The sequence below is a fragment of the Novosphingobium indicum genome, assembly GCF_014645195.1.
GTDB classification, from domain to species: domain Bacteria; phylum Pseudomonadota; class Alphaproteobacteria; order Sphingomonadales; family Sphingomonadaceae; genus Novosphingobium; species Novosphingobium indicum.
This window is the reverse complement of sequence record NZ_BMLK01000006.1, coordinates 197032-223413: the sequence shown is the minus strand read 5'-3', so window position 1 is coordinate 223413 and position 26382 is coordinate 197032. Positions and strand designations below refer to the sequence as shown.

22 protein-coding genes are annotated in these 26382 nt (G+C 63.1%); 17 read left to right on the top strand and 5 right to left on the bottom strand.

From position 1 onward, the window contains the following. Positions 1 to 2: 2 nt before the first annotated feature. From IEX64_RS08245 to IEX64_RS08235, 3 genes are read right to left on the bottom strand one after another with little or no spacing between them, the layout of a single operon-like run. Positions 3 to 3233, bottom strand: a complete 3231-nt coding sequence (locus tag IEX64_RS08245; RefSeq protein WP_188819173.1) for an efflux RND transporter permease subunit — start codon at positions 3231 to 3233, stop codon at positions 3 to 5. Beyond that, positions 3230 to 4234 (bottom strand): efflux RND transporter periplasmic adaptor subunit, encoded by a 1005-nt coding sequence (locus IEX64_RS08240; protein WP_229710147.1) that lies wholly within the window; start codon positions 4232 to 4234, stop codon positions 3230 to 3232. The genes IEX64_RS08245 and IEX64_RS08240 overlap by 4 nt, the downstream gene beginning before the upstream one ends. A 46-nt stretch (positions 4235 to 4280) precedes the next feature. Beyond that, positions 4281 to 4616, bottom strand: a complete 336-nt coding sequence (locus tag IEX64_RS08235; protein WP_188819172.1) for a rhodanese-like domain-containing protein — start codon at positions 4614 to 4616, stop codon at positions 4281 to 4283. A 170-nt stretch (positions 4617 to 4786) separates the two neighbouring features. Here IEX64_RS08235 and IEX64_RS08230 point away from each other — a divergent pair, with 170 nt between their 5' ends. The 14 genes from IEX64_RS08230 to asnB all read left to right on the top strand — a co-directional run bounded on the left by IEX64_RS08230 (position 4787) and on the right by asnB (position 19882). Next, entirely contained in the window at positions 4787 to 6067 is a 1281-nt protein-coding gene (locus IEX64_RS08230; protein ID WP_188819171.1) for an NAD(P)/FAD-dependent oxidoreductase, read from the top strand. Between the two features lie 12 nt (positions 6068 to 6079). Next, complete coding sequence (locus IEX64_RS08225; RefSeq protein WP_188819170.1) at positions 6080 to 6283, top strand: YgaP family membrane protein; 204 nt, start codon at positions 6080 to 6082, stop codon at positions 6281 to 6283. An 11-nt stretch (positions 6284 to 6294) separates the two neighbouring features. Further along, the gene (locus IEX64_RS08220; protein ID WP_188819169.1) at positions 6295 to 7560 is read left to right on the top strand and encodes a TolC family protein; all 1266 of its coding nucleotides are present in this window, start codon (positions 6295 to 6297) and stop codon (positions 7558 to 7560) included. Next, entirely contained in the window at positions 7557 to 8480 is a 924-nt protein-coding gene (locus tag IEX64_RS08215) for an MBL fold metallo-hydrolase (protein ID WP_188819168.1), read from the top strand. The genes IEX64_RS08220 and IEX64_RS08215 overlap by 4 nt, the downstream gene beginning before the upstream one ends. A gap of 9 nt (positions 8481 to 8489) precedes the next feature. Further along, positions 8490 to 9272, top strand: coding sequence for a sulfite exporter TauE/SafE family protein (locus tag IEX64_RS08210; protein ID WP_188819167.1), 783 nt, complete (start codon positions 8490 to 8492; stop codon positions 9270 to 9272). Between the two features lie 82 nt (positions 9273 to 9354). Beyond that, on the top strand, positions 9355 to 9957 hold the full coding sequence (locus IEX64_RS08205; protein WP_188819166.1) for an RNA polymerase sigma factor: 603 nt from the start codon (positions 9355 to 9357) through the stop codon (positions 9955 to 9957). Beyond that, a complete protein-coding gene (locus IEX64_RS08200; protein ID WP_188819165.1) occupies positions 9954 to 10931 on the top strand; it encodes a FecR family protein in 978 nt (325 codons plus the stop codon). The genes IEX64_RS08205 and IEX64_RS08200 overlap by 4 nt, the downstream gene beginning before the upstream one ends. A gap of 22 nt (positions 10932 to 10953) precedes the next feature. Next, on the top strand, positions 10954 to 13323 hold the full coding sequence (locus tag IEX64_RS08195) for a TonB-dependent receptor (protein WP_188819164.1): 2370 nt from the start codon (positions 10954 to 10956) through the stop codon (positions 13321 to 13323). A gap of 93 nt (positions 13324 to 13416) precedes the next feature. Then, entirely contained in the window at positions 13417 to 14658 is a 1242-nt protein-coding gene (locus IEX64_RS08190) for a cytochrome-c peroxidase (protein ID WP_188819163.1), read from the top strand. Between the two features lie 228 nt (positions 14659 to 14886). Then, positions 14887 to 15279: a hypothetical protein gene (locus IEX64_RS08185; RefSeq protein ID WP_188819162.1), complete on the top strand. Its 393-nt coding sequence runs from the start codon at positions 14887 to 14889 to the stop codon at positions 15277 to 15279. Next, the gene (locus IEX64_RS08180) at positions 15272 to 16696 is read left to right on the top strand and encodes a sodium:solute symporter family transporter (protein WP_188819161.1); all 1425 of its coding nucleotides are present in this window, start codon (positions 15272 to 15274) and stop codon (positions 16694 to 16696) included. The genes IEX64_RS08185 and IEX64_RS08180 overlap by 8 nt, the downstream gene beginning before the upstream one ends. Further along, positions 16693 to 16815 carry a hypothetical protein gene (locus IEX64_RS24615; RefSeq protein ID WP_268238446.1) on the top strand — a complete coding sequence of 41 codons (123 nt, stop codon included), beginning with the start codon at positions 16693 to 16695 and terminating at the stop codon, positions 16813 to 16815. Before IEX64_RS08180 ends, IEX64_RS24615 begins: the two co-directional genes overlap by 4 nt. Next, the gene (locus tag IEX64_RS08175) at positions 16812 to 17903 is read left to right on the top strand and encodes an aspartate/ornithine carbamoyltransferase family protein (RefSeq protein WP_188819160.1); all 1092 of its coding nucleotides are present in this window, start codon (positions 16812 to 16814) and stop codon (positions 17901 to 17903) included. Before IEX64_RS24615 ends, IEX64_RS08175 begins: the two co-directional genes overlap by 4 nt. Before the next feature lie 29 nt (positions 17904 to 17932). Next, positions 17933 to 19882, top strand: a complete 1950-nt coding sequence (gene asnB, locus IEX64_RS08170; RefSeq protein WP_188819159.1) for an asparagine synthase (glutamine-hydrolyzing) — start codon at positions 17933 to 17935, stop codon at positions 19880 to 19882. 31 nt (positions 19883 to 19913) lie between these two features. Here the strand turns inward: asnB and IEX64_RS08165 are convergent, their stop codons facing one another. Then, on the bottom strand, positions 19914 to 21146 hold the full coding sequence (locus IEX64_RS08165) for a Zn-dependent hydrolase (RefSeq protein ID WP_188819158.1): 1233 nt from the start codon (positions 21144 to 21146) through the stop codon (positions 19914 to 19916). Between the two features lie 357 nt (positions 21147 to 21503). Here IEX64_RS08165 and paoA point away from each other — a divergent pair, with 357 nt between their 5' ends. From paoA to paoC, 3 genes are read left to right on the top strand one after another with little or no spacing between them, the layout of a single operon-like run. Then, positions 21504 to 22136, top strand: coding sequence for an aldehyde dehydrogenase iron-sulfur subunit PaoA (gene paoA, locus IEX64_RS08160; protein ID WP_188819157.1), 633 nt, complete (start codon positions 21504 to 21506; stop codon positions 22134 to 22136). After that, a complete protein-coding gene (locus IEX64_RS08155) occupies positions 22133 to 23080 on the top strand; it encodes an FAD binding domain-containing protein (protein ID WP_188819156.1) in 948 nt (315 codons plus the stop codon). Before paoA ends, IEX64_RS08155 begins: the two co-directional genes overlap by 4 nt. 4 nt (positions 23081 to 23084) lie before the next feature. Further along, positions 23085 to 25289, top strand: a complete 2205-nt coding sequence (gene paoC / locus IEX64_RS08150; RefSeq protein WP_188819155.1) for an aldehyde oxidoreductase molybdenum-binding subunit PaoC — start codon at positions 23085 to 23087, stop codon at positions 25287 to 25289. A gap of 12 nt (positions 25290 to 25301) precedes the next feature. Here paoC and IEX64_RS08145 read toward each other — a convergent pair whose 3' ends face one another. Further along, positions 25302 to 26378, bottom strand: coding sequence for a zinc-binding metallopeptidase family protein (locus IEX64_RS08145; RefSeq protein WP_188819154.1), 1077 nt, complete (start codon positions 26376 to 26378; stop codon positions 25302 to 25304). Positions 26379 to 26382: the final 4 nt, after the last annotated feature.

Sequence of the window (26382 nt, the reverse complement as noted above, 5' to 3'; positions counted from 1 at the left end):
TCCTAGCTTTCCAAGGGACGGCCATCGTCCCGCAAAACGACGTAAATGGCCGGAATAACCAGAACCGTCAGCAAGGTCGAGGAGGCCAGGCCAAACAGCAGCGAAATCGCCAGACCCTGGAAAATCGGGTCGGTCAGGATCACCGCCGCCCCGATCATGGCTGCCGCAGCAGTCAGAACGATGGGCTTGAATCGGATCATGCCGGCCTCCAGCAACGTCTGGCGCAGGCTCTTCTCAGCCGAACGCGTATGACGAATAAAGTCGACCAGAAGGATGGAGTTCCGCACGATAATACCCGCCAGTGCAATGAACCCGATCATCGAGGTCGCCGTGAACGGCGCGCTGAACAGCATGTGCCCGACGACGATGCCCACCAGTGTGAGAGGGATCGGCGTCAGGATCACCAGCGGAATGGTGAAGCTGCGGAACTGCCCGACGACCAGCACGTAGATGCCCAGCAAGGCGACCATGAAGGCCCCGCCCATGTCGCGGAAGGTGACCCAGGTGATCTCCCACTCACCGTCCCACAGCAGCGACGTGTGGCTTTCGTCTTCAGGCTGGCCATTGAGCAGGACTGCGGGCTTTTCGAGGCCTGCCGACTTCCAGTCGTAGGTGTCGATGGCCTCGTCGACGGCAAGCATGCCGTAGATCGGAGCTTCGTAGCGTCCGGCCAGTTCGGCCGTCACCATATCCGCGCCGCGCCCGTCTCGGCGGAAGATCGCGCGTCCGCCCGGCACCATCTCGGCCGTGACCAGCTGCCCAAGCTGCACAAGCTGCGGTCCAGCCGGTCCCTGCGCCACGGCCACGGGGGTTGCCGCCAGGGCTGCCGACCAGCTGCGCTGCGACTGGTCAAGCGTCATTTCAATCGGGAGCGGATCGCGACCGGAACCACGCGGCGCATAGCCCACCGTCTGCGTCCCCAAAAGAGCGCCGATGGAATCGAACAGCTGCCTCTCCGACAGACCGTAGTGGTCCAGCTTGGCGCGATCGGGGATCAGCTTGAGCGTGGGGCGCGGCTCGCCGAATGAATTATCGACATCGACAATGAATGGCACCGACTTGAAGATCTTCTCGACCTGCTCGGCGGTCTTGACGCGCGTCGCTTCGTCCGGCCCGTAGATCTCGGCCAGCAGCGTCGCCAGAACGGGCGGCCCCGGCGGGGTTTCGACGACCTTCAGTGACCCACCAGTGGGGAGCGAAATGGCCTTGAGCTTCTCACGCAGGTCCACCGCGACCTCGTGGCTGGAGCGCGAGCGATCGCCCTTGGGCTTCAGCGTGACCATCAGATCGCCCATTTCCGGCTGGTTGCGCAGGAAGTAGTGGCGGACGAGACCGTTGAAATTGAACGGCGCCGATGTGCCCGCATAGGCTTCCATCGACACCACTTCGGGTACCGAGCGCGTAACCGCGGCGGCCTGTTCCAGCACGCGTGATGTCGTTTCCAGACTGGTGCCCTCGGGCATGTCGGCGACAAGCTGCACTTCGCTCTTGTTGTCGAAGGGCAGCAGCTTCACCGTCACCGCCTTGAAGTAGAACATCGAGCACGCAACCACAGTCGCAATGCCGACCGCAATGAGAAAGCGCCACGCGCTGCCCTTCGTCGCGATGATCTTGCTGGCGTAGCGGCTGTAGAGCGCCCCGAGCCTGCCGCCGTGCGAATCCTCATGCTCGTGATCGGAAAGTGCCGTGCGCGCGAACCGGATCATGAGCCACGGGGCAATGATGACCGCCACGAAGAAGCTGAAGATCATCGCCGCAGACGCGTTAATCGGGATTGGCGCCATGTATGGGCCCATCAGACCCGAGACGAAGAGCATCGGCAGCAACGCGGCAACGACAGTCAGGGTCGCGATGATGGTCGGGTTGCCGACTTCGGCGACCGCCTCGATCGCGGCATCCATGCGACTTCTGTCGTCCTTCATCGCCCAGTGCCGCGCGATGTTCTCGATCATGACGATGGCGTCGTCGACGAGGATGCCGATCGAGAAGATCAGCGCGAACAGGCTGACGCGGTTGATCGTGAAGCCCATCACGTTGGATGCGAACATGGTCAGCATGATCGTGGTGGGAATGACGATCGCGGTCACGCCGGCCTCACGCCAGCCGATGGCGAAACCGATCAGGATGACGATCGAGATCGTTGCCAGCGCGAGGTGGAAGATCAGCTCGTTGGCCTTCTCGTTCGCCGTCTCGCCATAGTTGCGGGTGACCGAGACCTTCACCGAATCCGGGATCAGCTTGCCTTCGAGCATGTGCACACGCTCGACAATCTGATCGGACACGGTCACGGCATTGGCACCGGCCCGCTTGGCAATGGCCAGGCTGACCGCGGGCGCCATCGACCACTTTCCGCCCCCACTTTCATCGGCGCCGTCCTTGGCCCAGCGCCATGCACGGGCCTGTTCCTGCGTCGGCGCCTGCTCGACCTTCGCGACATCGGACAGCAGCACCGGCGCGCCGGTTACAGAGCGCACCGTGAGCTGCGACAGTTCCTGCGCATCGCGCAGCGTCTGCCCAGCCACGACCAGCGCAGCCTGCCCCTGCTCGCGCACGGTGCCGGCGGGGAAAGCCCGGTTGGCCTGCTTTACGGCTTCGATGACGTTGCCCAGCGGCACGCGATAGGCGGCGAGCTTGACCGGATCGGGCACCACGCGCAGCGCCATCTTCTGGCCGCCCGTGATGAAGGTCAGCCCGACATCGTCGACTTTGGCCACTTCGGTACGGAGCTTGCCGGCGAGTTCCGCCAGGGCCTGATCGTTCCACTGTCCAGCCACACCGGGCTTCGGCGTCAACGTCAGCACGACGATAGGCACATCGTTGATACCGCGCACCGTTACCTGCGGCGGCGGAATACCCACGGGAATGCGGTCCTTGTTGGCCTCGATCTTCTCGTTGATGCGGATCGCCGCGTCTTCAGGATTGGAGCCGACGAGGAAGCGCGCCGTCACCAGAACGCCATTGTCCTGCGCCTGCGTGTAGACGTGTTCGACGCCATTCACGCTCTTGACGATGGTCTCCAGCGGCTTGGCCACCAGTTCCACGGCATCGGAAGCCGTCAGTCCCGGCGCCTGAACCATGATGTCCACCATCGGCACCTTGATCTGCGGCTCTTCCTCTCGCGGAATGGTGATCGTCGCGATCAGGCCGACGATGATCGCGGCGAGCAGAAACAGGGGCGTCAGCGGCGACTGGATCGTCGCGCGCGTCAGCTTGCCGGAGATACCGAGATTCATTGCCCAGCCGCCCCCTTGCTGGAGGCCACAAGCGTATCTCCGGCCGAAACGCCCGAGAGGATTTCGACTTTGCCGTCCTGCGCGGAGGGCGCGGTCTGCACCGGCACCTGCGTCGCATTGCCATCCTTGCCAACCAAGGTGACATAATCGATGCCGTAGCGCTCAGTGACATAAGCATCCGGAACCAGCAGCGCCTTGCGCGTACCCGTCTGGACCCTGGCAGCGATGCGCCGGCCGACGAGCTTGTCGTCGATGCCCGGCATGCTGACGTCAGCCTTTACAGTGCCCGCAGTCACCGAAGGATAGACTTTCACGACACGCCCGACAGCGCCGTCGTTACCGATATCGCTGGCCCGTACCTGCGAGCCGACATGGACTTTGCCTGCAAGCGATTCGGGCATCTCCAGCCGCACGATGGTCGCCCCGGCAGTGATGACCGCGATGGGCATGCCCGGTGCCACCGGCGAGCCTGCCGGAACATCGGCCGTCAGCACCCGGCCGGTCGCAGGCGCGACGACGATGCCCTGCCCTGCCACGGCGGTGGTCGCCGCATACTGCGCGCGTGCCGAAGCCGCAGCCGCCTGCGCCTGCTCCAGGCGGGCATCGGCATAGACGCCGTTGTCGTGCAGAAACTTGACGCGTTTCAGCTCGGACTGCGCCTGAACCATCTGCGCCTTGGCGGCAGCGGCCTGCGGGCCGAGCTGACTGTCGACGATGCGACCGATCGCCTGGCCCTTGCGCACCATGTCGCCCTCGCGCACCGAGAGCGATGTGAGAATGCCGGGGATGCGGGCAAGCACCTGCGCCTGATCGACCGTGGCCACTTCGGCGCTGACATCCTGCCAGTCTGCCGCGTCGCTTTCCTTCAGAACAAGTCGCGGCCCCGCAGGCGCTTTGCTGTTTTCCTGCACCGGCTCCTCGCTGCCGCCACAGCCAGCCAGCGGCAGACCGAGAACCGCCAATCCGAGAGCGGACAGGACCAGGACATTTGCGCGCATCATGACATCCCTTGTTTGTTATCGTGCCCGTTGGCGAGGGCGCATGCGCTCAGCGTTCGACCGGCAAGCGGGCCGCCTGCCAAGAACCGAAACCGCCTGCGAGGTGCGTGTCCACCTCGGCCATGGCAACGCCGCACTTGTCGAGCGCCATGCCGGATCGCTTACCGCCCAGACAGTTGAGCACCAGCTTCTTGCCATCCGGGTGCGGCAGCTTCGAAGGCTGGAACGACGAAAGCGGCATGTTGACCGCGCCGGGGATGTGCCCTGCGGCGAACTCATCCGGCTCGCGCACGTCGACGACAAGCGCCTCGCCCGACTGCAGCATCGATTCGAGCTGCTGCGCGGTCACTTCCTTATGCCGTGGCTTTCCTAAACCGAAGACCATGTGAATCACCTCTTGTCCGTATCGTAGGGCACCTTCGGCGCCTCTCTACATTGCCTCTTGCGTATATTGCAAAGTCATTATATTAGTCAAGCTATATACAGCGCAATCTACTCGGGCCGCTTCCCCCTGACCCCTGTCAGACGCGGAACCTCACTACGGGAGAGCAAGTCATGTCATTGCCCCAGATCATAATCCTAGGTGCCGGCCTTGGCGGCACGATCGCCGCTTACGAGATTCGCGACGCTACCAAGGGCAAAGCAGACGTCACGGTGATCAATGACCAGGATGACTACTGGTTCGTTCCGAGCAACCCCTGGGTTGCGGTGCGCTGGCGTGAACCCGAAGCGATCAAGGTCCACCTGCCCCCGATCATGAAGAAGAAGGGTATCGGCTTCACATCGGTAGGCGCACAGAAGGTGCATCCCGAGGAAAACCGCGTCGAATTGTGCGACGGCACCTCGATGCATTACGATTACCTGGTGATCGCTACCGGCCCCGAACTCGCTTTCGACGAAATCGAGGGCCTCGGTCCGGAAGGTCACACGGTATCGGTATGCAAGACGGACCACTCGGCCAAAGCCGCCGACGCCTTCGACCGCTTCTGCGCCGATCCCAAGCCGATCGTGGTCGGGGCGGTTCAGGGCGCCTCATGCTACGGCCCTGCTTACGAATTCGCGCTGATTCTCGACACCGAACTCAAGCGTCGGAAGATTCGCGACAAGGTTCCGATGACCTTCGTCACCGCCGAACCCTATATCGGCCATCTGGGCCTCGATGGCGTGGGCGACACCAAGAGCCTGCTCGAAAGCGAACTGCGCAACCGTCACATCAAGTGGATCTGCAACAACCGCATCACCAAGATCGAAGACGGCATCATGCACACCGAAGAACTGGCCGAAGACGGTTCGGTCAAGGCTACGCATGACCTGCCCTTCGGCTATTCGATGCTCCTGCCCGCGTTCCGCGGCATCGATGCCGTCATGGGCGTGGAAGGCCTCGTCAATCCGCGCGGCTTCATCCTCGCGGACAAGCACCAGCGTAATCCCAACTTCAAGAACGTCTATTCGCTGGGCGTCTGCGTGGCGATCCCGCCGGTAGGCCCTACGCCCGTTCCTGTGGGCGTTCCCAAGACCGGCTTCATGATCGAATCGATGGTCACGGCCATTGCTGCCAACATCAAGCTGGAGCTTTCCGGCAAGGAACCGGCCGAAGAGGCAACCTGGAATGCCGTGTGCCTAGCCGATTTCGGCGACGGCGGTGTGGCTTTCGTCGCCCAGCCGCAGATTCCGCCGCGCAACCTCAACTGGTCATCGAGCGGCAAGTGGGTTCACATGGCCAAGGTCGGGTTCGAGAGGTACTTCCTGCACAAGGTCCGCCGCGGCAAGAGCGAGCCGTTCTACGAAAAGCTCGCCATGCACGCGCTGGGCATCCGCAAACTGCGCTTCAAGTAAAGGAGAGGATCGATGAATCTCGATGCTGCCGTTCTTCGCTTCGCCGGCGTGGTCGTCCTCGCCAGCGTGCTTCTGTCGATCTACGTGCATCCCTATTGGCTGGGGCTGACGATCTTCGCCGGGCTCAACATGATCCAGGCAAGTTTTACGGGCTTTTGCCCTGCCGCAATGATCTTCAAGAAGCTGGGTGTGAAACCCGGAAACGCCTTCCGCTGAGCGAGACCCTTATGCGCCGCCTGTTTCTTCCCTTGCTCCCCCTGACCTGCATCGTCGCTGCCCCCACGGCCTCGGCGCAGGACCTCGACGCCGCCATCGCCAATGCCCTCGCGCACGCGCCGGCCCTCGAGGCAGCAAAGGCCGAGGAAACGGCGGCAAAGGCCCGTCTCGACCGCGCCAAAGCGGAACGCAACCCGCTCCTTCGGGTCGAGGGATCGGTCGGGACGGGCCGTATAGACAACGGCGGCTTCTTTGGCATCAGGGCGGCCAACACCACGCCTCTGGCGCTGCAGGGCACGGCGGAAATGCCGCTCTATGCCGGCGGGCGAATCGGCTCTGCGATCGATCAGGCCGAGGGCGGCGCCAAGATCGCCGGTTTTCAGGCCGAGCATGCCCGGCTGCAGACCATCGTTCAGGCCATCTCCGCCTATTCGGAGGTTCTCACCGCCCGCAAGCTCGATAGCCGCTTCGCGCAGCTCGTGAAGGAACTGACGGAAGTCGAACGGCAGGCCGGTCTGCGGTTCAAGGCAGGCGAAATCACCAATTCGGAGCTCGCACAGGCTCGCGCTCGCAAGGCCGAAGCGGAAGCCGGTAAGGCGCAAGCCGAAGGCCGCGTTGCATCGGCCGAGGCAGCTTACGAACGGTTGACCGGCAAGCCTGCGGGCAATCTCGCCCCCCTGCCCGATCTGCCCCGCACGCCGTCCACGCTCGACGAAGCGATCGATCTGGCCCGCACGTCGAACCCTTCTCTGCGCCAGGCCAGGGCCGCCGTGGACGTTGCCAAGGCCGGCGTACGTGCTGCCAAGGCCGAAGGCATGCCGCAAGTCGGGGCCTTCGCGGAAGCTGCGCACGTTCGTGACCAGTTCTTCCCCGACTATCGCGCGGATTCCTACTCCGTCGGCATCCGGGGCAAGTGGACGCTCTTTGCCGGCGGCCGCGTAGCGACGCAGACCCGAGCCGCAGATGCCCAGGTCGACGCGAGCGAGGCGCGTCTTCGTCAGGCCGATCAGGCGCTCACCGGCATGGTGATCGATGCCTGGACCGGCCTCGCCACCGCGCATCGCATGGTCGATGCCACACGCCTGCAAACCGAAGCGGCCAATGAAGCGCTTTGCGGGCGTAAACTCGAAGCCCAGGTAGGTTCGGTACCGGTGCTGGCCGTCCTCGATGCGGAGCGCGAGGCCATCAAGGCCGATGCAGCGCTGCTCGAGGCGCGCGGCCAGCGTCTGGTCGCCGCCTGGCAGCTGAACGCCCTGACCGGGATGATTGAACAATGACCGACACACACATCGAAACCGCCATCCAGCAAGTCGACGCCGCACTGGCCAGCAAACGTCTGCCGGTCGTCCGCACGTTCTTCGACGAAGCGACCTTCACGGCCACGCATGTGGTCCACGATCCGGAAACGATGCGCGCCGCCGTGATCGACTCCGTGCTCGATTTCGACCAGCCCTCCGGGCGCACCAGCCACGCCTCCGCGGATGCCGTGATCGACTACGTCCGCGCCGAAGGCCTGACGGTCGACTGGCTGCTGGAAACGCACGCCCATGCCGACCACTTGTCCGACGCCCCCTACATCCAGAAGGTGCTCGGCGGGACGCTGGTGATCGGCAGCGAAATCCGTACCGTTCAGGGCGTCTTCGCCAAGATATTCAACGAACCCGCCAGCTTCGCGCAGGACGGGTCGCAGTTCGACCGGCTGATCGAGGATGGCGAACGCTTCACGCTTGGCGGCATCGACGCCATCGCGCTGCACGTCCCCGGCCACACGCCTGCCTGCATGGCTTACGTCATCGGCGATGCCGTGTTCGTCGGCGATACGCTGTTCATGCCGGACTACGGCACCGCCCGCGCCGACTTTCCGGGCGGCGATGCCGGCACGCTGTTCCGCTCGATCCGCCGTCTGATGAAGCTGCCCGACCCGACGCGCGTTTTCCTGTGCCACGACTACAAGGCGCCGAACCGCGACCAGTTCGTCTGGGAAACGACCATCGGCGCCGAAAAGACCGGCAACGTCCATGTCCACGAAGGCGTGAACGAGGACGAGTTCGTCTCCATGCGTGAAGCCCGCGACGCGACGCTTGGCATGCCGCGCCTCATTTTGCCCTCGCTGCAGGTCAATATCCGGGCCGGACACATGCCCGAGCCGGAGGACAACGGCGTCAGCTACCTGAAGCTGCCACTGAACCTGCTCTAGGCCGTTCCGGTGACCGAGCTGCAATATCTGCTGGGCGGCTTCAGCGGCATCCTTGTCGGCTTTACCCTTGGTCTCGTGGGTGGCGGAGGATCTATCCTCGCCGTTCCACTGATGGTCTATCTTGTCGGCGTAAAGAGCCCGCATCTCGCGATCGGCACGAGCGCTCTTGCCGTCGCCGTCAACGCGCTTTCCGGCGTGTGGAACCACGCCGGCGAACGCAACGTAAACTGGCGGTGCGGCGGAACATTCGCCGCAGCCGGGATCCTCGGCGCCCTCGCCGGATCGACGCTGGGCAAGGCATTCGACGGCCAGAAGCTGCTTTTCCTGTTCGCGCTGCTCATGCTGGTGGTGGCTTTCGCCATGTACCGCGGCCGCAAGGATGCAGGCATCGAAGGTGTCGTGTGCAACCGCGACAACCTGCCGAAGGTTCTGACTTTCGGTTTCGGCACCGGGGCATTGTCGGGCTTCTTCGGCATCGGTGGCGGATTCCTGATCGTGCCTGCACTCGTCGCCTCGACATCGATGTCGGTCTATCGTGCTGTCGGCACATCGCTGATCGCGGTGACCGCTTTCGGACTGACCACGGCCGCGAACTACGCATGGTCCGGCATGATCGACTGGCCGCTGGCCGGCGTCTTCATCGGTGGCGGTTTCGTCGGAACCGGAATTGGCGCCCTCGCCGCGCGTCGGCTCGCCGAAGCGAAGGGACGGCTCAACACGGTGTTTTCCATCCTGATCGCGTGCGTTGCCGTCTACATGCTCTACCGCGCCGCGCTCGTACTCATGGCCTGACCCCAAGCCGCAAGGTCGACATACCGGTAGCGTACCGCCATGGTAGTGCCCATCGACAACGACCGGACTTCCGATCCACCGCATGCCCGAGCAGCCGCCCCACCCCTTGCCGGACAATCAGGCCGAGGAAACAGGTTCGGCAAGCGGCGGACTCATCGCCATCTTCGTCGAACAGCGCGCAGTGCTGCTACGCTTTCTCGGACGGCGCTTGCAGGATGCCGCACTGGCCGAGGACGTGCTGCAGGACGTTTGGATCAAGCTTAACGATCGTCCTCCGACCAGACCCATCGCCGATCCCCTCGCCTACCTCTTTCAAGTCTGCGAAAACGCCGCGCGCGACCTGCGCCGCTCCGAAGGGCGCCGGCACTTGCGCGAAAAGAGCTGGGCCGAACACCGCGCGCCCGGCGGTTCGGAAAGCGAAACCGAACCCTCGCCGGAGCAGCGCGCCATCGAACGCGAAGCGCTGCAGCGGATCGGGGAGAAGCTGGAGCGGCTGCCGGATCGAACCCGGCGCATATTCGTGGCGTTCCGCCTGGAAGGCCGACCGCAGAAGGATCTGGCGCACGACCATGGCATCAGTCTTTCCGCCGTACAAAAGCATCTGCAGCGCGCCTATCGCGCCCTGCTCAAACCCGAGGAGGAGGAAAATTCCACTGATGCCGATGCAGGAAGGAGCCCGCCGTGACGTCTGATCATGAGATGAACAGCAAAGGCTCCCCTGCAAACGAAGCCACCCTGGAGGCGGCTGTAGAGTGGTTCGTGCGTCAACAGGGCGACACGATGAAAGGGGGCGACTGGATCGCTTTTTCCGACTGGCTGGGTGAAGATGAAAGCCATGCCGCGATCTACGACGAAGTCGTCGCTCTCGACGGCAAAGTCGAAAGGCTCGAAGCTACGGCAATCACGCCTCCAGAGGCGAAACGCGAACCCGTCCAACGCATCGGCTGGCCTCGCCTCGCGGCCATCGGTGGCATGCTGGCTGCCGTTCTGGTCCTCGCCGTCACGTTCTGGCCAAAACCGAGCCAACTCACGTTCGAAACCATCGCCACGGCAGCGGGAGAAACCCGCGAAGTCATGCTCGATCCGACGGTCCGCGTTGCCCTCAACGGCGAAACGCGAATGGAAATCGCGCGCGGACCGGCTCCAGTCGTGCGGCTGAAATCGGGCGAAGCGGCGTTCTATATCGACTCCCCCACACCCTCGAAACTGCGGGTCGAAGCAGGCGAACTGACGCTGATCGATCGGGGCACCAGTTTCGATGTCATTCAGGACACCTTCGGTACCCGCGTTGCGGTGGGTAGCGGCAAGGTCGTGATCAATCCCGATGCGGAAGCGATCGAACTGGCCGCAGGACAAGCATTCCTTTTGCGGAGCGGATCGGCGACCGGTGAACGTCGCGCCATCTCGGCAGACGAGATGGCCGGCTGGCGCGACCAGCGGCTGACTTATCGCGACGCTCCGCTGCCCATGGTTGCGGCTGACCTCAGCCGCACGCTCGGCCTCCGGGTCCACATCGCACCGGGTCTTTCCCAACAGCGCTTTACCGGTGTAATCCCTACAGACGGGGAGCCGGAAGAGGCGGTTTCGCGGGCAGCAGGGGTGCTCGGCGGCACTGTGCGGCGGACGGCCAAGGGGGATTGGGAAATCGAGCCCTCTTGAGGCGCCGAGGGGGAGAACGGGGGTGAAATACGGGCGTTGGAACGCATGCCTTGCAGCATCCGCCCTGCTATCCGGCGCTATCGCAATCCCGATCGCTGCCCATGCGCAAAGCGAAACCCGTCACGACATCCACATTGCGCCTGGCACGCTGACCAGGGCCCTGCAGGCACTCTCTAAGCAAACGGGCATTGCCGTGGGAGGAACCGAGCCGGCCCTCTCGCGCCTGCGTACAGAAGGCGTTGACGGGCGCATGACTGTGCCCGAAGCGCTGCATCGGTTACTCAACGGAACCGGCTACAGGGCCCGCCGTGCTTCGGCGAATGTCTACCGGATCGAACGCAAGCCGGTCCGCGCTGCCCCCGCCAACGCCGAAGAGCTGCTGCCCACCATCGCTCCCGAACCGATTGTTGTTTCAGCAAGCAAGAGTGACACCGATCTCTCGGTTTATCCCGGCGCTGTACAGATAATCTCTACCTTTGATCTTGAAAGTTCGGCCGCGCCTCCACTGCTCGAGAACCTGCTAGCCGCATTCCCGCAGACGGCAGGAACGGCGCTTGGCACGGGGCGCGACAAGATCTTCGTGCGCGGCATTGCCGACAGCAGTTTCAACGGGCCGACCCAGTCGACCATCAGCCTCTATCTGGGTGAGCAGCGGCTGATCTACAGCGCGCCCAACCCCGGCCTCGGCCTTTACGACATGGACAAGATCGAGCTGATCGAAGGGCCCCAGGGCACGCTCTACGGCGCCGGGGCGCTCGGGGGCGTGATCCGGCTTTCCCCCAAGGCACCCGATCCCTCGACATGGCAAGGCCGGATCTGGTCCGGAGCGGCGATCACCCAGCACGGCGAACCCGGGGTCGATGGCGCCGGCATGATCAATGCGCCGCTGAGCGACAACACGGCCGTGAGGCTGGTGGCGTACGGCGGACGTGAAGGCGGCTATGTCGATGACAGCGAACGTGGTCTCACCAACGTCAATATATCCCGCACGGCCGGGTTTCGTGCCGCACTGCACAGCGACCTGCCGGAAGGCTGGACCGTCTCGGCAAGCGCATTCGGCCAGCGCCGGCGCACTCGCGATGGTCAGTACATCGATCCAAGGTTTGCCGGGCTGACACGCGAAAGCCTGATCGCACAACCATTTGCCAATGACCTGATCGGGGGGAACCTGACGCTTCTCGGCCATCTCGGCCCGCTGCGCCTCGTCTCCACCACGGGCATCGTCGACAACGATCTGGACACCCGCTTCGATTCCAGCGTTCTCGCCGGCGAGGGCCTGAGACAAGCCTACGACGAGGCCCGGCGCATCCGGCTGATAACGCATGAAACCCGGCTGAGTTCGCCCGGCAGCGGCGCGTTTTCCTGGGTGGCCGGCGTGAGCTTCCTGTCCAACCGCGATGACTATACGCAACTCGTCACCAGCCTGAGCGGAGACAGCCCACCGCCCTTTGCCGATATCCGCTACCGTATTCGCGAATACGCCCTATTCGGCGAAGGAACTCTGCGCCCAGCCCCTCGCTGGTCGCTCACGCTGGGAGGACGGCTCGTGGCGACCGAAAGCCACAGCGTGCGCCTTTTCGGCGCCAACGTGGCGGAAGACAGCGACAACCCACCGCTGCGGTTCCTGCCCATGGCTGCGATCGGCTGGCATCCCGAACCTGGCACGCTGTTCTATGCCCGATACCAGCACGGCTACCGGACGGGCGGCGTGACGGTCGAACGCGCGGATGACGGAACGCCGATCCCCACCCAGTTCCGCGCCGATAAAATGCAGTCCGCCGAACTCGGTATGCGCACGCGGCTTTCCGAGCCATTCGACGCAGATCTCTCGCTGGCAGCCTTCTATGTCCGCTGGAGGCGTATCCAGGGCGATCTGGTGCAGGCCGAAGGCTTTCCTATCACCCGCAACCTTGGCAACGGACGGATTTTCGGTCTGACCGCCAGTGCCCGGGTCCGCTTCGATCCAGTCTGGCATGCGGAAATCGCCGCTTTCCTCAATCACAACCGGATTGACCGGCTGACACCAAGCCAGACGATCAACCGGCGTACCTTGCCCAATGTGGCCGACTTCGGCGCCCATGCCAGCCTCGGCGCGGACGTGCCCCTGCCTTCGGGCCAAAGCCTGAACCTTTCGGCTTCGCTGCGTTATGTCGGCACGTCCTATCTCGACATCGATCCCACATCGCAGGTCCGTCAGGGCGACTATATCGATACGGCGCTCTCCGCTTCCATGACTGCCGGTGCGTGGACGCTTTCTTTTGCTCTCGACAACGTGCTCGATACCCGCGGCAACCGCTTTGCTTTCGGCAACCCCTTCGCCGTGCGTCTTGCCCCGCAGGCGACACCGCTGCGACCGCGCACGCTGCGGCTCTCTGCCAGCATGGGTTTCTGATCCCGCACATTTTTTCACGCCGCCGATGCGCATATCGGCAGGCGGCTCCGTCCCCCCTTCGACAGCAAAGTTTGCTCATGTCGGAGGATGGATGTGAATTGGAGTTCGAAAGGTATCGCGCTGCGCACGCTGGCAGCGACAGGCGCACTGGCCTTGCTTCAGGCTTGCGGAGGCGGAGACAGCGGCGATGGCGGGACGGTCGTCACGGCGACGCCCACGCCTTCCCCGACGCCCACCGCTACACCGACGCCGACACCTGCTCCCACGGCTACCACTCCGGCAGAGATTGTCGCGCAGTACTTCACGATCGATCTCGATAGCCTGGACAACTACGCCAACCCGAGCCTTCCGGCCTACTACGACAACACGGTAAACGGAGACGACAACGCCCCCGGCCCGATTTCCAATGCTGTGGCGACGCTGGGCCGCGTGCTGTTCTACGACACAGCGCTTTCGGTAAACGATACGGTCTCATGCGCGAGTTGCCACCAGCAGGCGCTCGGCTTCGATGACAACGAGGCGCTGTCGACCGGCTTAGATGGCGGCAGGACGGCAGCCCATGCCATGCGCCTCGGGAACGTGCGCTACTACCAGCCCGGGACCATGTTCTGGGACAAGCGCGCCAGTTCGGTGGAGGATCAGGCGACGCAACCGATCCAGAACCCGGTCGAGATGGGCTGGGACGATGGCGCCGGCGGTATCGATGCCCTGATTAGCAAGATGAACGGGATCGAATACTATCCGGCCCTGTTCGACTTCGCCTTCGGGTCGAGCACGATCACCGAAACCCGCATGCAGACGGCCCTCGCCCAGTTCGAGCGTGCCATGATCTCCAGCGACAGCCGCTGGGACCGCGCCTATGCGCAGGTCTTCAGCGCCAATGCGCCGAACCGCAATCTGGACCTGACTTTCCCGGGCTTCACCGCTTCGGAAAACCTCGGCAAGCGGCTTTTCCTGAATGGCCGCAACAATGGCGGCGCCGGATGCGCTGCCTGCCACCGTCCCCCGACGTTCGCGCTCACCGCGAACAGCCGCAGCAACGGGCTCGATGCAGGCGAGACGACAGTCTTCAAATCCCCCTCGCTGAAGAACGTGGGGCTATCCCAATTCTTCATGCATGACGGGCGCTTCACCTCGCTGGCACAAGTGATCGATCACTATGACAGCGGCATCCAGAACGGCCCGGCGCTCGACAACCGGTTGCGGCAGGGTAACGGGCCGCAACGGCTCAATCTTTCCGCTGCCGACAAGCAAGCGCTGATCGATTTTCTTGAAACGCTTACGGACACTTCACTTACAACCGACACTCGCTTCAGCGATCCCTTCATCCAGTAGCTGGGGAAGCTCTCATTTGGGCGGTTCCCTACCCCAAGCCTATTTGATAGGGACCGCCCTCTTAGGGCACACCAGCAAGAGCACCGGCAGACCGGCCGGCAGGACGGACAAGGGACCATCTCAAGCAGCCGCCAGATTTTCGCCCCCAGTCTGATCCAGACCGTCCGACGTCCCGGCTTTCCTCTGTTGCGATGGTGGCGAAGTGCCGCCCCTGCCCGACTGATAATCATGGTCGCATCGCTGCTGATGGCCTTTCTTGCCCTTCCCCTCCACGCGGCGTCCCCGCAATTCGACGGGCCATCCGAAGTAACCACCGATGCCGGCAACACCATGCTGGAATGGCAGTCAGACGCGCCGGTATCGCTGGAAATGTCGACGACGCCGGACTTCGCGCAGACCACCGAACTCTATACGGGCGCCGCGCATCGCTATTTCCTGTCCGGGCTCGAAAACGGTGACTACTACCTGCGCCTGACCACCAACCAAGGGGCAGTATCAACGCCCCTGCTCGTATCGGTCGCGCACCAATCGCTCAGCCGAGCCTTGTTGCTTGTTGCCATTGGCGCATTGGTCACGCTCGCCATCGTCGCGACAATCCTGCGGGGTGCCCGCGATGAATGAAAGTGCAGCCATTCTGCCCCCGGTCGTCGGCTGGATTCTGCTGGCAGCCTTCAGTGCCTTGTGGATCGGCCTCGGCATCTATTGGGGCCGGCGCAACAAGAGCTTCGAAGACCACGCCCTGGCCGGTCGCAACATCGGCCTTGCTCTTGGCTCGGCGACGGCGGCCGCGACCTGGATCACCTCGAACACGACGATGCTCGCCCCGCAATTCGCGCTCGAGCTCGGCGTGTGGGGGATGCTTGCCTATACCACCGCGAGCGTCGGCCTGTTCCTGTTCGCACCGATGGCGGTCAGGATCCGCAAGCTCATGCCGACCGGGTATACCAGCGGCGACTTCTTCCGCCTGCGCTACGGCCGCGCGGCGTGGGCCATCTTCATGGTCTACACGCTTTTCTATTCGCTGACCTGGCTGGTCAGCATGGCCATGGCTGGCGGCATCCTGCTCAACGCCCTGTCGGGCATTCCCTATGCGTGGGGCATGACGGTGATCCTTGCGGTCTGCGTGATCTACACGATGCGCGGCGGGCTCGGCGCGGTCATCGGCACCGACTTCATCCAGAGCCTGATCATCATCGTCGGCGTTGTGATCGTCGGCTTTGCCGTCCTTTCGCATGTTTCCGTCGACCAAATTCACGAGAACCTGCAGGCCACCCGCCCTGCCCTGCTCAACGTCCTGTTTCCCGCCGCGATCATGGCAATCTTCAACAACCTGCTGTTCGGTCTGGGCGAGGTGTTCCACAACAACGTGTGGTGGAGCCGTGCCTTCGCCTTTCGAGACGGCGTGGGCGGCAAGGCCTTTGCCTTGGGCGGTCTCATCTGGTTTCCCATCCCCATCGCCGCCGGCTTCATCGCCCTCGCCTCGGGCGCGCTCAACGTTCCGGTTCCCGCCGCAGACATGGTCGGCCCGCTGGTGGTCGCCGACGTGCTGGGCGAATTCGGCGCGATCGCGATCTTCATTGTCGTGTTCTGTTCGCTGGCCTCCAGCCTCGACAGCCTGCTCGCGGCGACGTCCGATCTGCTGACGGAAGATGTCTACCGCAAGCTGATGAATCCCGGCGCCCCTCCGGAAACGTTGAAAAAGATGGCACAGTATGTGACCTTGGCGCTCGGGCTGTTCACGTGGCTTGTCTGTCTGCCGCGTATCGGCACGCTGGCTTCGGTCCTGTTCTTCGCCGGCCCGCTGGTGGGCTCGATGATCTGGCCGATCGTCACCGGCCTTTACTGGCGCAGGGCCAGCACGGTCGGTGCCGTTGGGGGGATGCTGCTGGGCGCAGGCGTTGGCCTCGTCTGCTATTTTGCAATCGGCTGGTACGTGGCGACACTGATCGCCACCGCCGTGTCGATGGTGTGGGTGCTGGCTTGCGCCCACTTCTCGAAGGCCCGGTTCGACTGGGCCCAACTGAGTGAGGCAGCATGACCTTTTCAGCCGGATTCCTCACAGTAATCATCTACGGCGCGCTGATCTGGTGCGCCCTCACTGGCCTCGGCCTCGCCACGCTCCTCATCCGTGACTTAAAGAACGGTGAAATCTGGTGACATTGCCCGCTTCCCAAGTCGAACATCAGGCGGACTCCGAACGCAAGGCGGGGGTGATCGGCAATTGCCCGGATCCTGCCGGCCTGCTCAAGCACGATCCCAGATTGCGGCTGGACGTGCTGGAGCGCATGCACGACACCTCGGTGCTGTCTGCACACCAGTTCGATCGCGACATCTTGTGCGAACTGATGAAGCTTGCCGCCTATCTCCAGCTCAAGAGCTTTCCAGTGATGCATGCACTGGACGACAAGATCATGGCCGCTGCCTTCTTCGAACCGAGTACGCGCACACGCCTCTCTTTCGAAAGCGCCATGCTGCACCTCGGCGGCCGCACGATCAGCGTCGCGGATGCCAAGACCACCGGCGTCGCCAAGGGGGAATCGCTGCGCGACATCGGCCAGATGTTCAATTCCTATGCAGACGTCGTCGCTGTCCGGCACACCGAGCAATCGGCGGTCAACGAGCTGTGCGAATATTTGCGCATTCCGCTTCTCAACGGCGGCAACGGGTCGGACGAGCACCCGACGCAGGCGCTGGCCGACTGGTACGCCCTGCTGAAGTGGCGGCCCGAGATCGCCTATGGCGAAATCCCGGAGCAGTTCCGCCTCAACATCGGCATCATCGGCACACCGGGCAACATGCGCACGGTGAAGAGCTTCCTGATGCTGGCGCTGCTGTTCCCCGAAAACATCAGCCACATCACGATCTTTTCGGAAATGGCCGATCCGCTAGGCGAGGAAATCCGCGAGCTGACCAATGCCAGCCCGATCGGCATCGATTTCTCGCAGAACCTCAAGCAGAGCCTCGAGTACCTCGACGTCATCTACATGAACGCGATCGCCTATCTGGGCGACGGGTACCGCTTCTTCGGGGATGCCTTCTCGCTGGACAGGGACAGCAGGCTGAAACCGGACACAGTGATCCTGCACCCGCTGGCCCGCGGCGAGGAACTTGATATCAGCCTCGATAACACCCAGCACAATCTCTATTTCAACCAGGCCGACGGCGCCGTGTGGATCAGGCAGGCGCTTCTTCTCGCCATCTTCGGGCGAGTGGGTGAAGTCGTCCCGGCCGAATACCTCGCTTGAAGCTCTCAGCAGTTTAAGGAACGCAGACGATGTGTGGCATCGCCGGGCTCTGGAGCCCCACCCGTTACTCCGCCGAAACCGAAAGCCAGGCCGCGAAGATGGCGGACACGCTTTATCATCGCGGTCCAGATGGGCGCGGCTTCCATTTCGATCCCGACAACGGGCTCGCCATGATCCACACCCGCCTGTCGATCATCGGCCTCAATGCCGGCGACCAGCCGATCTACGGCCGCGAGGAAGACGGCACGGGCAATCTGGTGCTGACGGCCAATGGCGAGTTCTACGACTACAAGCGCCTGCGCGGCCTGCTGCGGACCGACGGCTACGAATTCAATACCAAGTCCGATAGCGAGATCGCGCTCAAGCTCTACGACAAGCATGGGCTTGATTTCATCGACCAGCTTCGCGGCGAGTTCGCCTTCACGATCTTCGACAAGGAGAAGCAGCAGCTGATCCTGGTGCGTGACCGCTTCGGTATCCGCCCGCTGTTCTATCACCTGGGCGACAATGGGTTCTTCTGGGGCTCGGAAATGAAGGCCATGCTGGCCCATCCCGACGTCTCGCGCGAAGTCTGCCCAAAGGCCCAGCTTCACCAGATGATGCAAGTCATGGTTCCGGGCATGACCCTGTTCAAGGACATCAAGGCGCTGAAACCGGGGCACATGCTGATCGTCACCCGCAAGGGCGACGATTTCGAGGTCGAGGAACGCCGCTACTGGGATGCCGAGTTCCCGCTCGATGGCCAGCATGACGAACTGCCCGACGAGGAGCACATCGAGAATGTGCGCGCCGCCCTGGTGGAATCGATCACCTTCCGCCTCGAAGCCGACGTGCCGGTGGCCTGCTATCTTTCGGGCGGCATCGACAGTTGCTCGATCATCGGCATGGCCGCGGCGATCCAGCAATCGCCGGTGAAGGCCTTCACCATTTCGTTCGACGACGACCGCTACGACGAAGCCCACATCGCCACCGAAATGGCCGAAAAGGCCGGTGCCGATCAGGACATCCTGACCCTGAAGGCCGAGGATCTCTACGGAAAGAATTTCGAGGATGCGGTCTATTACTCGGAGCGCACATTCTACAACACGCTCGGCGTCGCGAAGATGCTGATGAGCAAGCACGTGCGCAATGTCGGCTACAAGGTGGTGATCACCGGCGAGGGGTCCGACGAGCTGTTCGGCGGCTATGCGCAGTTCAAGGCCGACCTGTTCCTCCATGACCCCGAATACGCCGCAACGCCCGCGGCCGAGGATATGCGCAAGCGGAATGCCATCTTCTCCGGCTCTGTGCTGGCCGAAACGCAGATCTCGCATCCGGCGTTCGAGGAAGTCATGGGCTTCACGCCCAGCTGGATCCAGCCCTGGATGCTTACGCTGGAGCGTATCAAACCGCTTTTATCGGACGAGTTCAAGGCAAAGCTGGGCGACTACGATCCCATCGCTGCCATTGCCTACAGCCTCGACAAGTCGATGCTGGACGGACGCCACGTGCTCGACAAAGTCCAGTATTCGTGGATCAAGACCATGCTCGAAGGCCAGATCCTCAACTGGGGCGGCGACCGCGTGGACATGGCCAACAGCCTGGAAAGCCGCCCGGCCTTCCTCGACCACCATGTCGCCGAAATGGCGATGCGCATCCCGCCGCATGTGCGCGTGCGCGACGGCATCGAGAAGTGGGTCGTGCGCGAAGCGATGAAGCACGTCCTTCCCGAAGTGCTCTACAAGCGCGAGAAGTTCGCCTTCATGGCGCCGCCCGCCCACACCGACAAGAAGAAGGCGGCCGAGATCGACAAGCTGATCGCCAAGTGGCTGTCATCCGAGAAGATCGCGAAGCACGGCATCTTCGACGAGGACAAGCTCACCACGTCGATCGAGGAATACCGCAAGTCAGACGATCACGCCGCCAATACCCGCAAGGACATCATCCTGAACCACGCCATCGCGCTGCATGCGATGGAGGATCTCCTGGGGGCGGCCTGACGCTGCCCCTTGCCCCTGAAAGGGACACGGATCAATCGCAGGCCAGTTCGGTCGCGCACTCGTAAAGGAGCTGCGTGCCCCGCTGGCAGTCGGACCAGTGCGTCCATTCGTCGGGCGCGTGGCTGACGCCGCCGACGCTGGGCACGAAGAACATCGCCGCCTTGGTGTGTCCGCAGAAGAACTGCACGTCGTGACCCGCGCCCGACGGCATGATCCTGTAGCTGTAGCCCAGATCCTTCGTCTTGCTCTCGATCAGGTTCATCAGATCCCTGTCGCAATAGGCGGGCGAGAGCCAGCTCATCTCCTCGTACTCGAACTTGAGCTTGTGACGGCGAGCGATCGACGACAGCACGCGGCGGCAGGAGTTCGAGAGCACGCGCATTACCTCTTCATCGAGATCGCGCCCGACGATGGTGAAGTCGACCTCGCCCGGCACCGTATGCGGAAAGCCCGGCTTGCACTCGACGTGGCCGATGGTGATGCGGCTGCGCTCGGTCCCTTCCTCTTCGATGATACGCGGGATCTCGTGCGCGAAATCGACCATGCCCATCAAGGCATCGGCGCGCATGTCCATCGGCGCCGTTCCCGCATGATCGGCCTTGCCGATCAGCCGGCAATTCCACTTGAAGACGCCCGAAATGCCCTCGACAATGCCGATCGTCGTCTTTTCCGCGTCCAGCACCGGGCCCTGTTCGACGTGCAGTTCCAGAAAGGCCTTGATCGTTTCGGGACGCCGATAGGCATGGAGAGCCTTGTGATAGTCCAACCCGACGGCGGACATGGCATCCACCAGGCGATTGCCGCGCTCGTCCGCGGCCCGCTCCAGCCAGTCCAGCGTGAGTTGCCCTGTCAGCGCCTGCGCGCCTAGCATGCCGCCGAAACGGCCTTCTTCCTCGGCCGTGGCAATCACCTCGATGGGGAAATCGGGAACGATGCCGTTGTCCTGCATGGTGCGCACGACTTCGAGCCCGGCAATCACGCCCAGCACGCCATCGAAAATGCCGCCCGCCGGCACCGAATCGATGTGCGAGGCAATGATGATGGCAGGCTTGTCTTCGGGGCCGTAGCGACCGATCACGTTTCCCGCGCCATCGATCTTGTGCGCCATCCCCAGTGCCTCGAACTGGTCGCGCAGCCAGGTGCGCGCTTCCATGTCGGCAGCACTGAACCCTTGCCGATAGACGCCTCGATCATCTTCATTGAACCCGAACTGTGAAATCGCGGTGATGTCGCGCTCAATGCGTTCAATGTTGATCGTGGCCACGTCCTCTCCTGTTGTTGCTCAAAGGGTGCATAGCGCCTGCAGGTCCAGTTGGACAAGGCGTGCCCCTGGTGAAAGGGCTGGCCGGAACGATAGTTGCCGTGCTTGCGAAATGCCGCTGATTCTCGCGAACCCCTCGTCCGAGCCACAATCGTCACGCCGCGATTGACCCCGGCACCGCAATGCAGCAAATAGTCGCAGTTATTACCAAACGTTGGGAACTTAATACCACTACAAGCGTTTGGCCAACACGGGCAGTTTCAATCCAACGTATCCACATTCCGTTCGAAAGCACGTCCATGGCAGTCACAGCCAAGGGGGAAAACAACCCCCGGTCATACAACCGGAGATCGCAGACAAATGGCTGATTTTGAGGCATTCAAGGTATCAAGGCGCGGCGTCCTCGCCGGCGGAACGGTCAGTGTCGCAGCGACTTCGGTGCCCGTGGTGCGGGCTCGCGCCGCGGCACAGCCTGCCACGCCGACAGTTCCCGTCTCGCTCAAGGTGAACGGGAAAGAGCACAAGCTGATGCTCGATACGCGCACCACGTTGCTTGATGCGCTGCGCGAGCACATCAAGCTGACCGGCACCAAGAAAGGCTGCGACCACGGTCAGTGCGGCGCGTGTACGGTCATCGTCAACGGCACCCGCATCAACTCCTGCCTGTCCTTCGCCGTGATGCACGAAGGCGACGAAGTCACCACGATCGAAGGCCTCGGCACTCCTGACAACCTGCATCCCATGCAGGCCGCCTTCGTCAAGCACGACGGCTATCAGTGCGGCTATTGCACCCCCGGCCAGATCTGCTCCGCCGTTTCGGTGCTGGAGGAGATACGCAAGGGCGTGCCCAGCCATGTCACCGATGACCTCGAAGGTCCGATGAAGCCGACGAACATGGAAATGCGCGAACGCATGAGCGGCAACATCTGCCGTTGCGGCGCCTATTCGAACATTGCCGAAGCCATGGCGGAAGTCGCCGGAGAGAAGGCATGAGAGCGTTTACCTATCAGCGCGCCAGCAGCGCTGCCGAGGCAGCGAAGGTCGTCTACAACAACCGCGAAGCCAAGTTCCTAGCGGGCGGCACCAACCTCATCGATCTTATGAAGATCGAGGTCGAGACGCCGACCCATTTGGTGGACGTGAACGGCCTAGGGCTGGACGAGATCGCGCCTACCGAGGAAGGCGGCCTGCGGATCGGCGCCCTGGTCACCAACACCGCTTGCGCTGCCGATGAACGCGTGCGTCGCGATTACGGCGTGCTGACGCGCGCCATCGTCGCAGGCGCATCGGGCCAGTTGCGCAACAAGGCGACCACGGGCGGAAACCTGCTCCAGCGCACGCGATGCCCCTATTTCTACGACACCAACCAGGCCTGTAACAAGCGCAAGCCGGGTTCGGGCTGTGCCGCCATCGGCGGCGCCAGCCGCCAGCTCGGGATTATAGGTGTCAGCGACAAGTGCATCGCGACCTATCCAGGCGATATGGCCGTTGCACTGCGCGTGCTCGATGCGGTGGTCGAAACTGTGAAACCGGACGGCACCACCCGGGCAATCCCGATCGCCGAATTCCATCGCCTCTGGGGCGACACCCCCGAGATCGAAACTGCACTGGAGCCAGGTGAGTTCATCACCGCTGTGGTCCTGCCTAAACCGCTCGGCGGCAAGCACCTGTACCACAAGGTGCGCGATCGCCGTTCCTATGCCTTCGCACTCGTGTCGGTGGCCGCCGTGATTCAGCCTGACGGCACCGGGCGGGTCGCTATCGGCGGTATCGCCCCCAAGCCTTGGCGCGTTGAGTCCGCCGACGCGGCCCTGCCAGATGTCGCGGCCGCGGCGCGGGCCCTGACCGCTGGGGCATCCCCCACCGAGGAAAACAAATTCAAGATCGCTCTCGTCGAACGAACGCTCGCCGGGGTGATGGCGGAAGCCAGGAGCTGATCCCATGAAATTCGATTCACCGGCACAGACAAACCCGATCGATCAGCTCAAGATCGTCGGCAAACCCACTCCCCGCATCGACGGTCCGCTAAAGACCACCGGCACGGCGCCTTACGCCTATGAGCGGCACAATGTGGTCCCAGGGCAGGCCTATGGCTATGTGCTGGGCGCAGGCATCGCCAAGGGGCGCATCAAGGCGATGAACATCGCCCATGCACAGCAAGCTCCGGGCGTCATCGGTGTGCTCAACACGCTCGACTTCGAACCGGCGCCGCTCGGTTCGCAGAACACCGCGAACCTGTTTGGCGGTGCGGAAATCCAGCACTACCACCAGGCCATCGCGATGGTCGTGGCCGAGACCTTCGAACAGGCCCGCGCGGCCGCGCACATGATCATCGTCGAATACGAGCGGGAGCACGGCAATTTCGATCTCGCCAAACTTGCCCCCGACGCACCGCTGGTCAAAGGTGGCAATGGCGAGCCCAGCGTGGACAGCTACGGCGACTTCGAGAGCGCATACGCCGCCGCTCCCGTGAAGCTCGATGCCACCTACACCACGCCCGATGAAACGCACGCCATGATGGAGCCACACGCGACCATCGCGGCGTGGGACGGCGATAAGGTCACTGTGTGGATGTCCCACCAGATGATCCAGTGGGGCAAAGTCGCGCTCGCCAAGGCGCTTGGCGTGCCGCAGGAAAACGTACGCATCGACTCCCCGTTCATCGGCGGCGGTTTCGGTGGCAAACTGTTCATTCGTGCCGATGTGGTGGTCGCCGCTCTGGCCGCGCGCAAGTTCCAGCGCCCGGTCAAGGTGACATTGCAGCGGCCGTTGATTATCAACAACACCACGCACCGCCCGGCAACGATCCAGCGCATTCAGCTGGGGGCCGGGAAAGACGGCAAGCTCACGGCGATCTCGCACGAAAGCACGTCTGGAAACCTGCCCGGCGGCGGGCCCGAAGGGGCCGTGAACCAGACGCAGCTCTTCTATGCGGGTGCGAACCGCAGGACGGCCCTCAGGATTGCCGAACTGGACCTGCCCGAAGGCAACGCCATGCGCGCGCCCGGCGAGGCGCCGGGTCTGATGGCGCTCGAAATCGCCATGGACGAGCTGGCCGAAAAGCTGAGTATGGACCCGGTCGAACTGCGCATCGTCAACGATACGCAAGTCGATCCGATGAATCCCGACCGGCCCTTCTCCTATCGCGATCTCGTCGGCTGTCTGCGCCGCGGCGCCGAGGCTTTCGGGTGGGACAAGCGCAACCCGAAGCCCGCCGCCAACCGCAAGGGCCGCTGGCTGATCGGCCATGGGATGGCCGCCGGCTTCCGCAACAACGTGCTCAGAAAGTCGGGCGCCCGCGTCCGGCTCGGCAGCGACGGGGTTCTCATCGTCGAAACCGACATGACCGACATCGGCACCGGCAGCTACACCATCATCGCGCAGACGGCGGCAGAGACCATGGGCCTGCCGCTCAACAGGGTGCGTGTGGAGCTGGGCGATTCCAGCTATCCGGTCTCGGCCGGATCGGGCGGCCAGTGGGGCGCAGTCAACTCGACCGCGGGCACTTATGCCGCCTGCGTGAAGCTGCGCGAGAAAGTGGCCACAGCCCTCGGTCTGAGCGGCGATGACATCACCTTCGCAAACGGAAAGGTGGCGTCGGGCGACACTTCTTTCGCGCTTTCCGACGCCGCAAAGAACGGCGAAATCGTCGCGGAAGACTCGATCGAATACGCAGAGGTGAACGAAAGCCATCAGCAGTCGACGTTTGTGGCCCACTTCGTCGAAGTGGCCGTCGACGCCTACACGGGCGAAACCTACCTGAAGCGCATGCTCGCAGCCTGTTCGGCTGGCCGCATCCTCAATCCAATCTCGGCCCGCAGCCAGGTCATCGGGGCCATGACGATGGGTGCCGGCGCTGCGCTCAGCGAGGAACTCGCGGTCGACAAGCGCTTCGGTTTCTTCGTCAATCACGACCTCGCCGGATATGAAGTGCCGGTTCACGTGGACATTCCGCATCAGGAAGTGATCTTCCTCGACGAAACCGATCCCTGGTCTTCGCCGATGAAGGCCAAGGGCGTGGGCGAACTCGGCCTGTGCGGTGTGGGCGCGGCGATTGCCAACGCCGTTTACAACGCCACCGGCGTGCGCATTCGCGATTATCCGCTGACGCTCGACAAGTATCTGGATCGCCTGCCGAAAGTCTGAGCAGGCCTGAAGTTATGCGTCCGCCCGGTTCGTTGCGACGAGCCGGGCGACGTAGTCCAGCTTCTTCACGATCGCATCGGACAGGGCAAAGGGATAGAGGTCGTCCTGCCCCATACTGCGGTTCATCGCATTCATGGCGAAAGCCAGCGGCTCCATGTGTGCGGCCAGCTTGGCCGCATCGGCGCGATAGGGATCGAAAGCCAGTTCGACCTCCTGCGCCTTGTCCGCATCGGGAACTTTCAGGGACAGGTCCAGATCGCTCGCCGTCGCCAGCACGTCGACGATGTGGAGGTAATGCGCCCAGGTCTCGGCGAAATCCTCCCACGGGTGCGACGTCGCGTAGTAGCTGACATAGGCATCGGTCCAGACCTTGCCGCTATCGGCGTAGTGCGCGCTCAGGGCCTCGGCATAGTTGATACGCTCATCCCCGAAGATTGCCCGGAAAGCCTGAAGCTCTTCCGGATCGTTCTGCACCAGCCGCGCCCAGTAATGGTGCCCGATTTCGTGGCGAAAATGGCCAAGCAGCGTGCGGTAAGGCTCACCCATCGCGGCGCGCATGCGTTCGCGCTCGGCATCGTTCGCCTCTATCAGGTTCAGAGTGATGACCCCGCTATCGTGCCCGGTGAGCACTTGCGCCTGCCCCGACCCCTCGGCAGCCGGATCGTGAAGAAAATCGAAAGCCAGCCCCTGTCGGCCCGGAACTTCCTCAGCTTTGGTCTCGAGCGGTAGGCCAAGCCGCAAAAGCGTACGGATCAAACGCCGTTTTGCTGCTTCCACCCTTGCCCAGCGCTTCGGAACGTTTGCATCGCTGAGGTCCGGGATCGTTCGGTTGTGCCGGCAGGCACGACACATGCCTGTCTCCACATCGTCGCCAACCAGCCAGTTGCAGATAGCGAAATCGTTGTTGTTCGCACAGACGACGACATTCGAGGTTTCGCTGGCCGCGTCGCGCCATACCGTCGCCTTGTCCGCCAGAAAGCGAAAGGCATCGATGGCCGGATCGTACCCCAAGGTGGCCTTGCAGGCCGGGCAGACCCGGGCCTCAAAATGGATTGGCGACTGGCAGTTCGGACAAGCAAAGGCGCGCATAGCG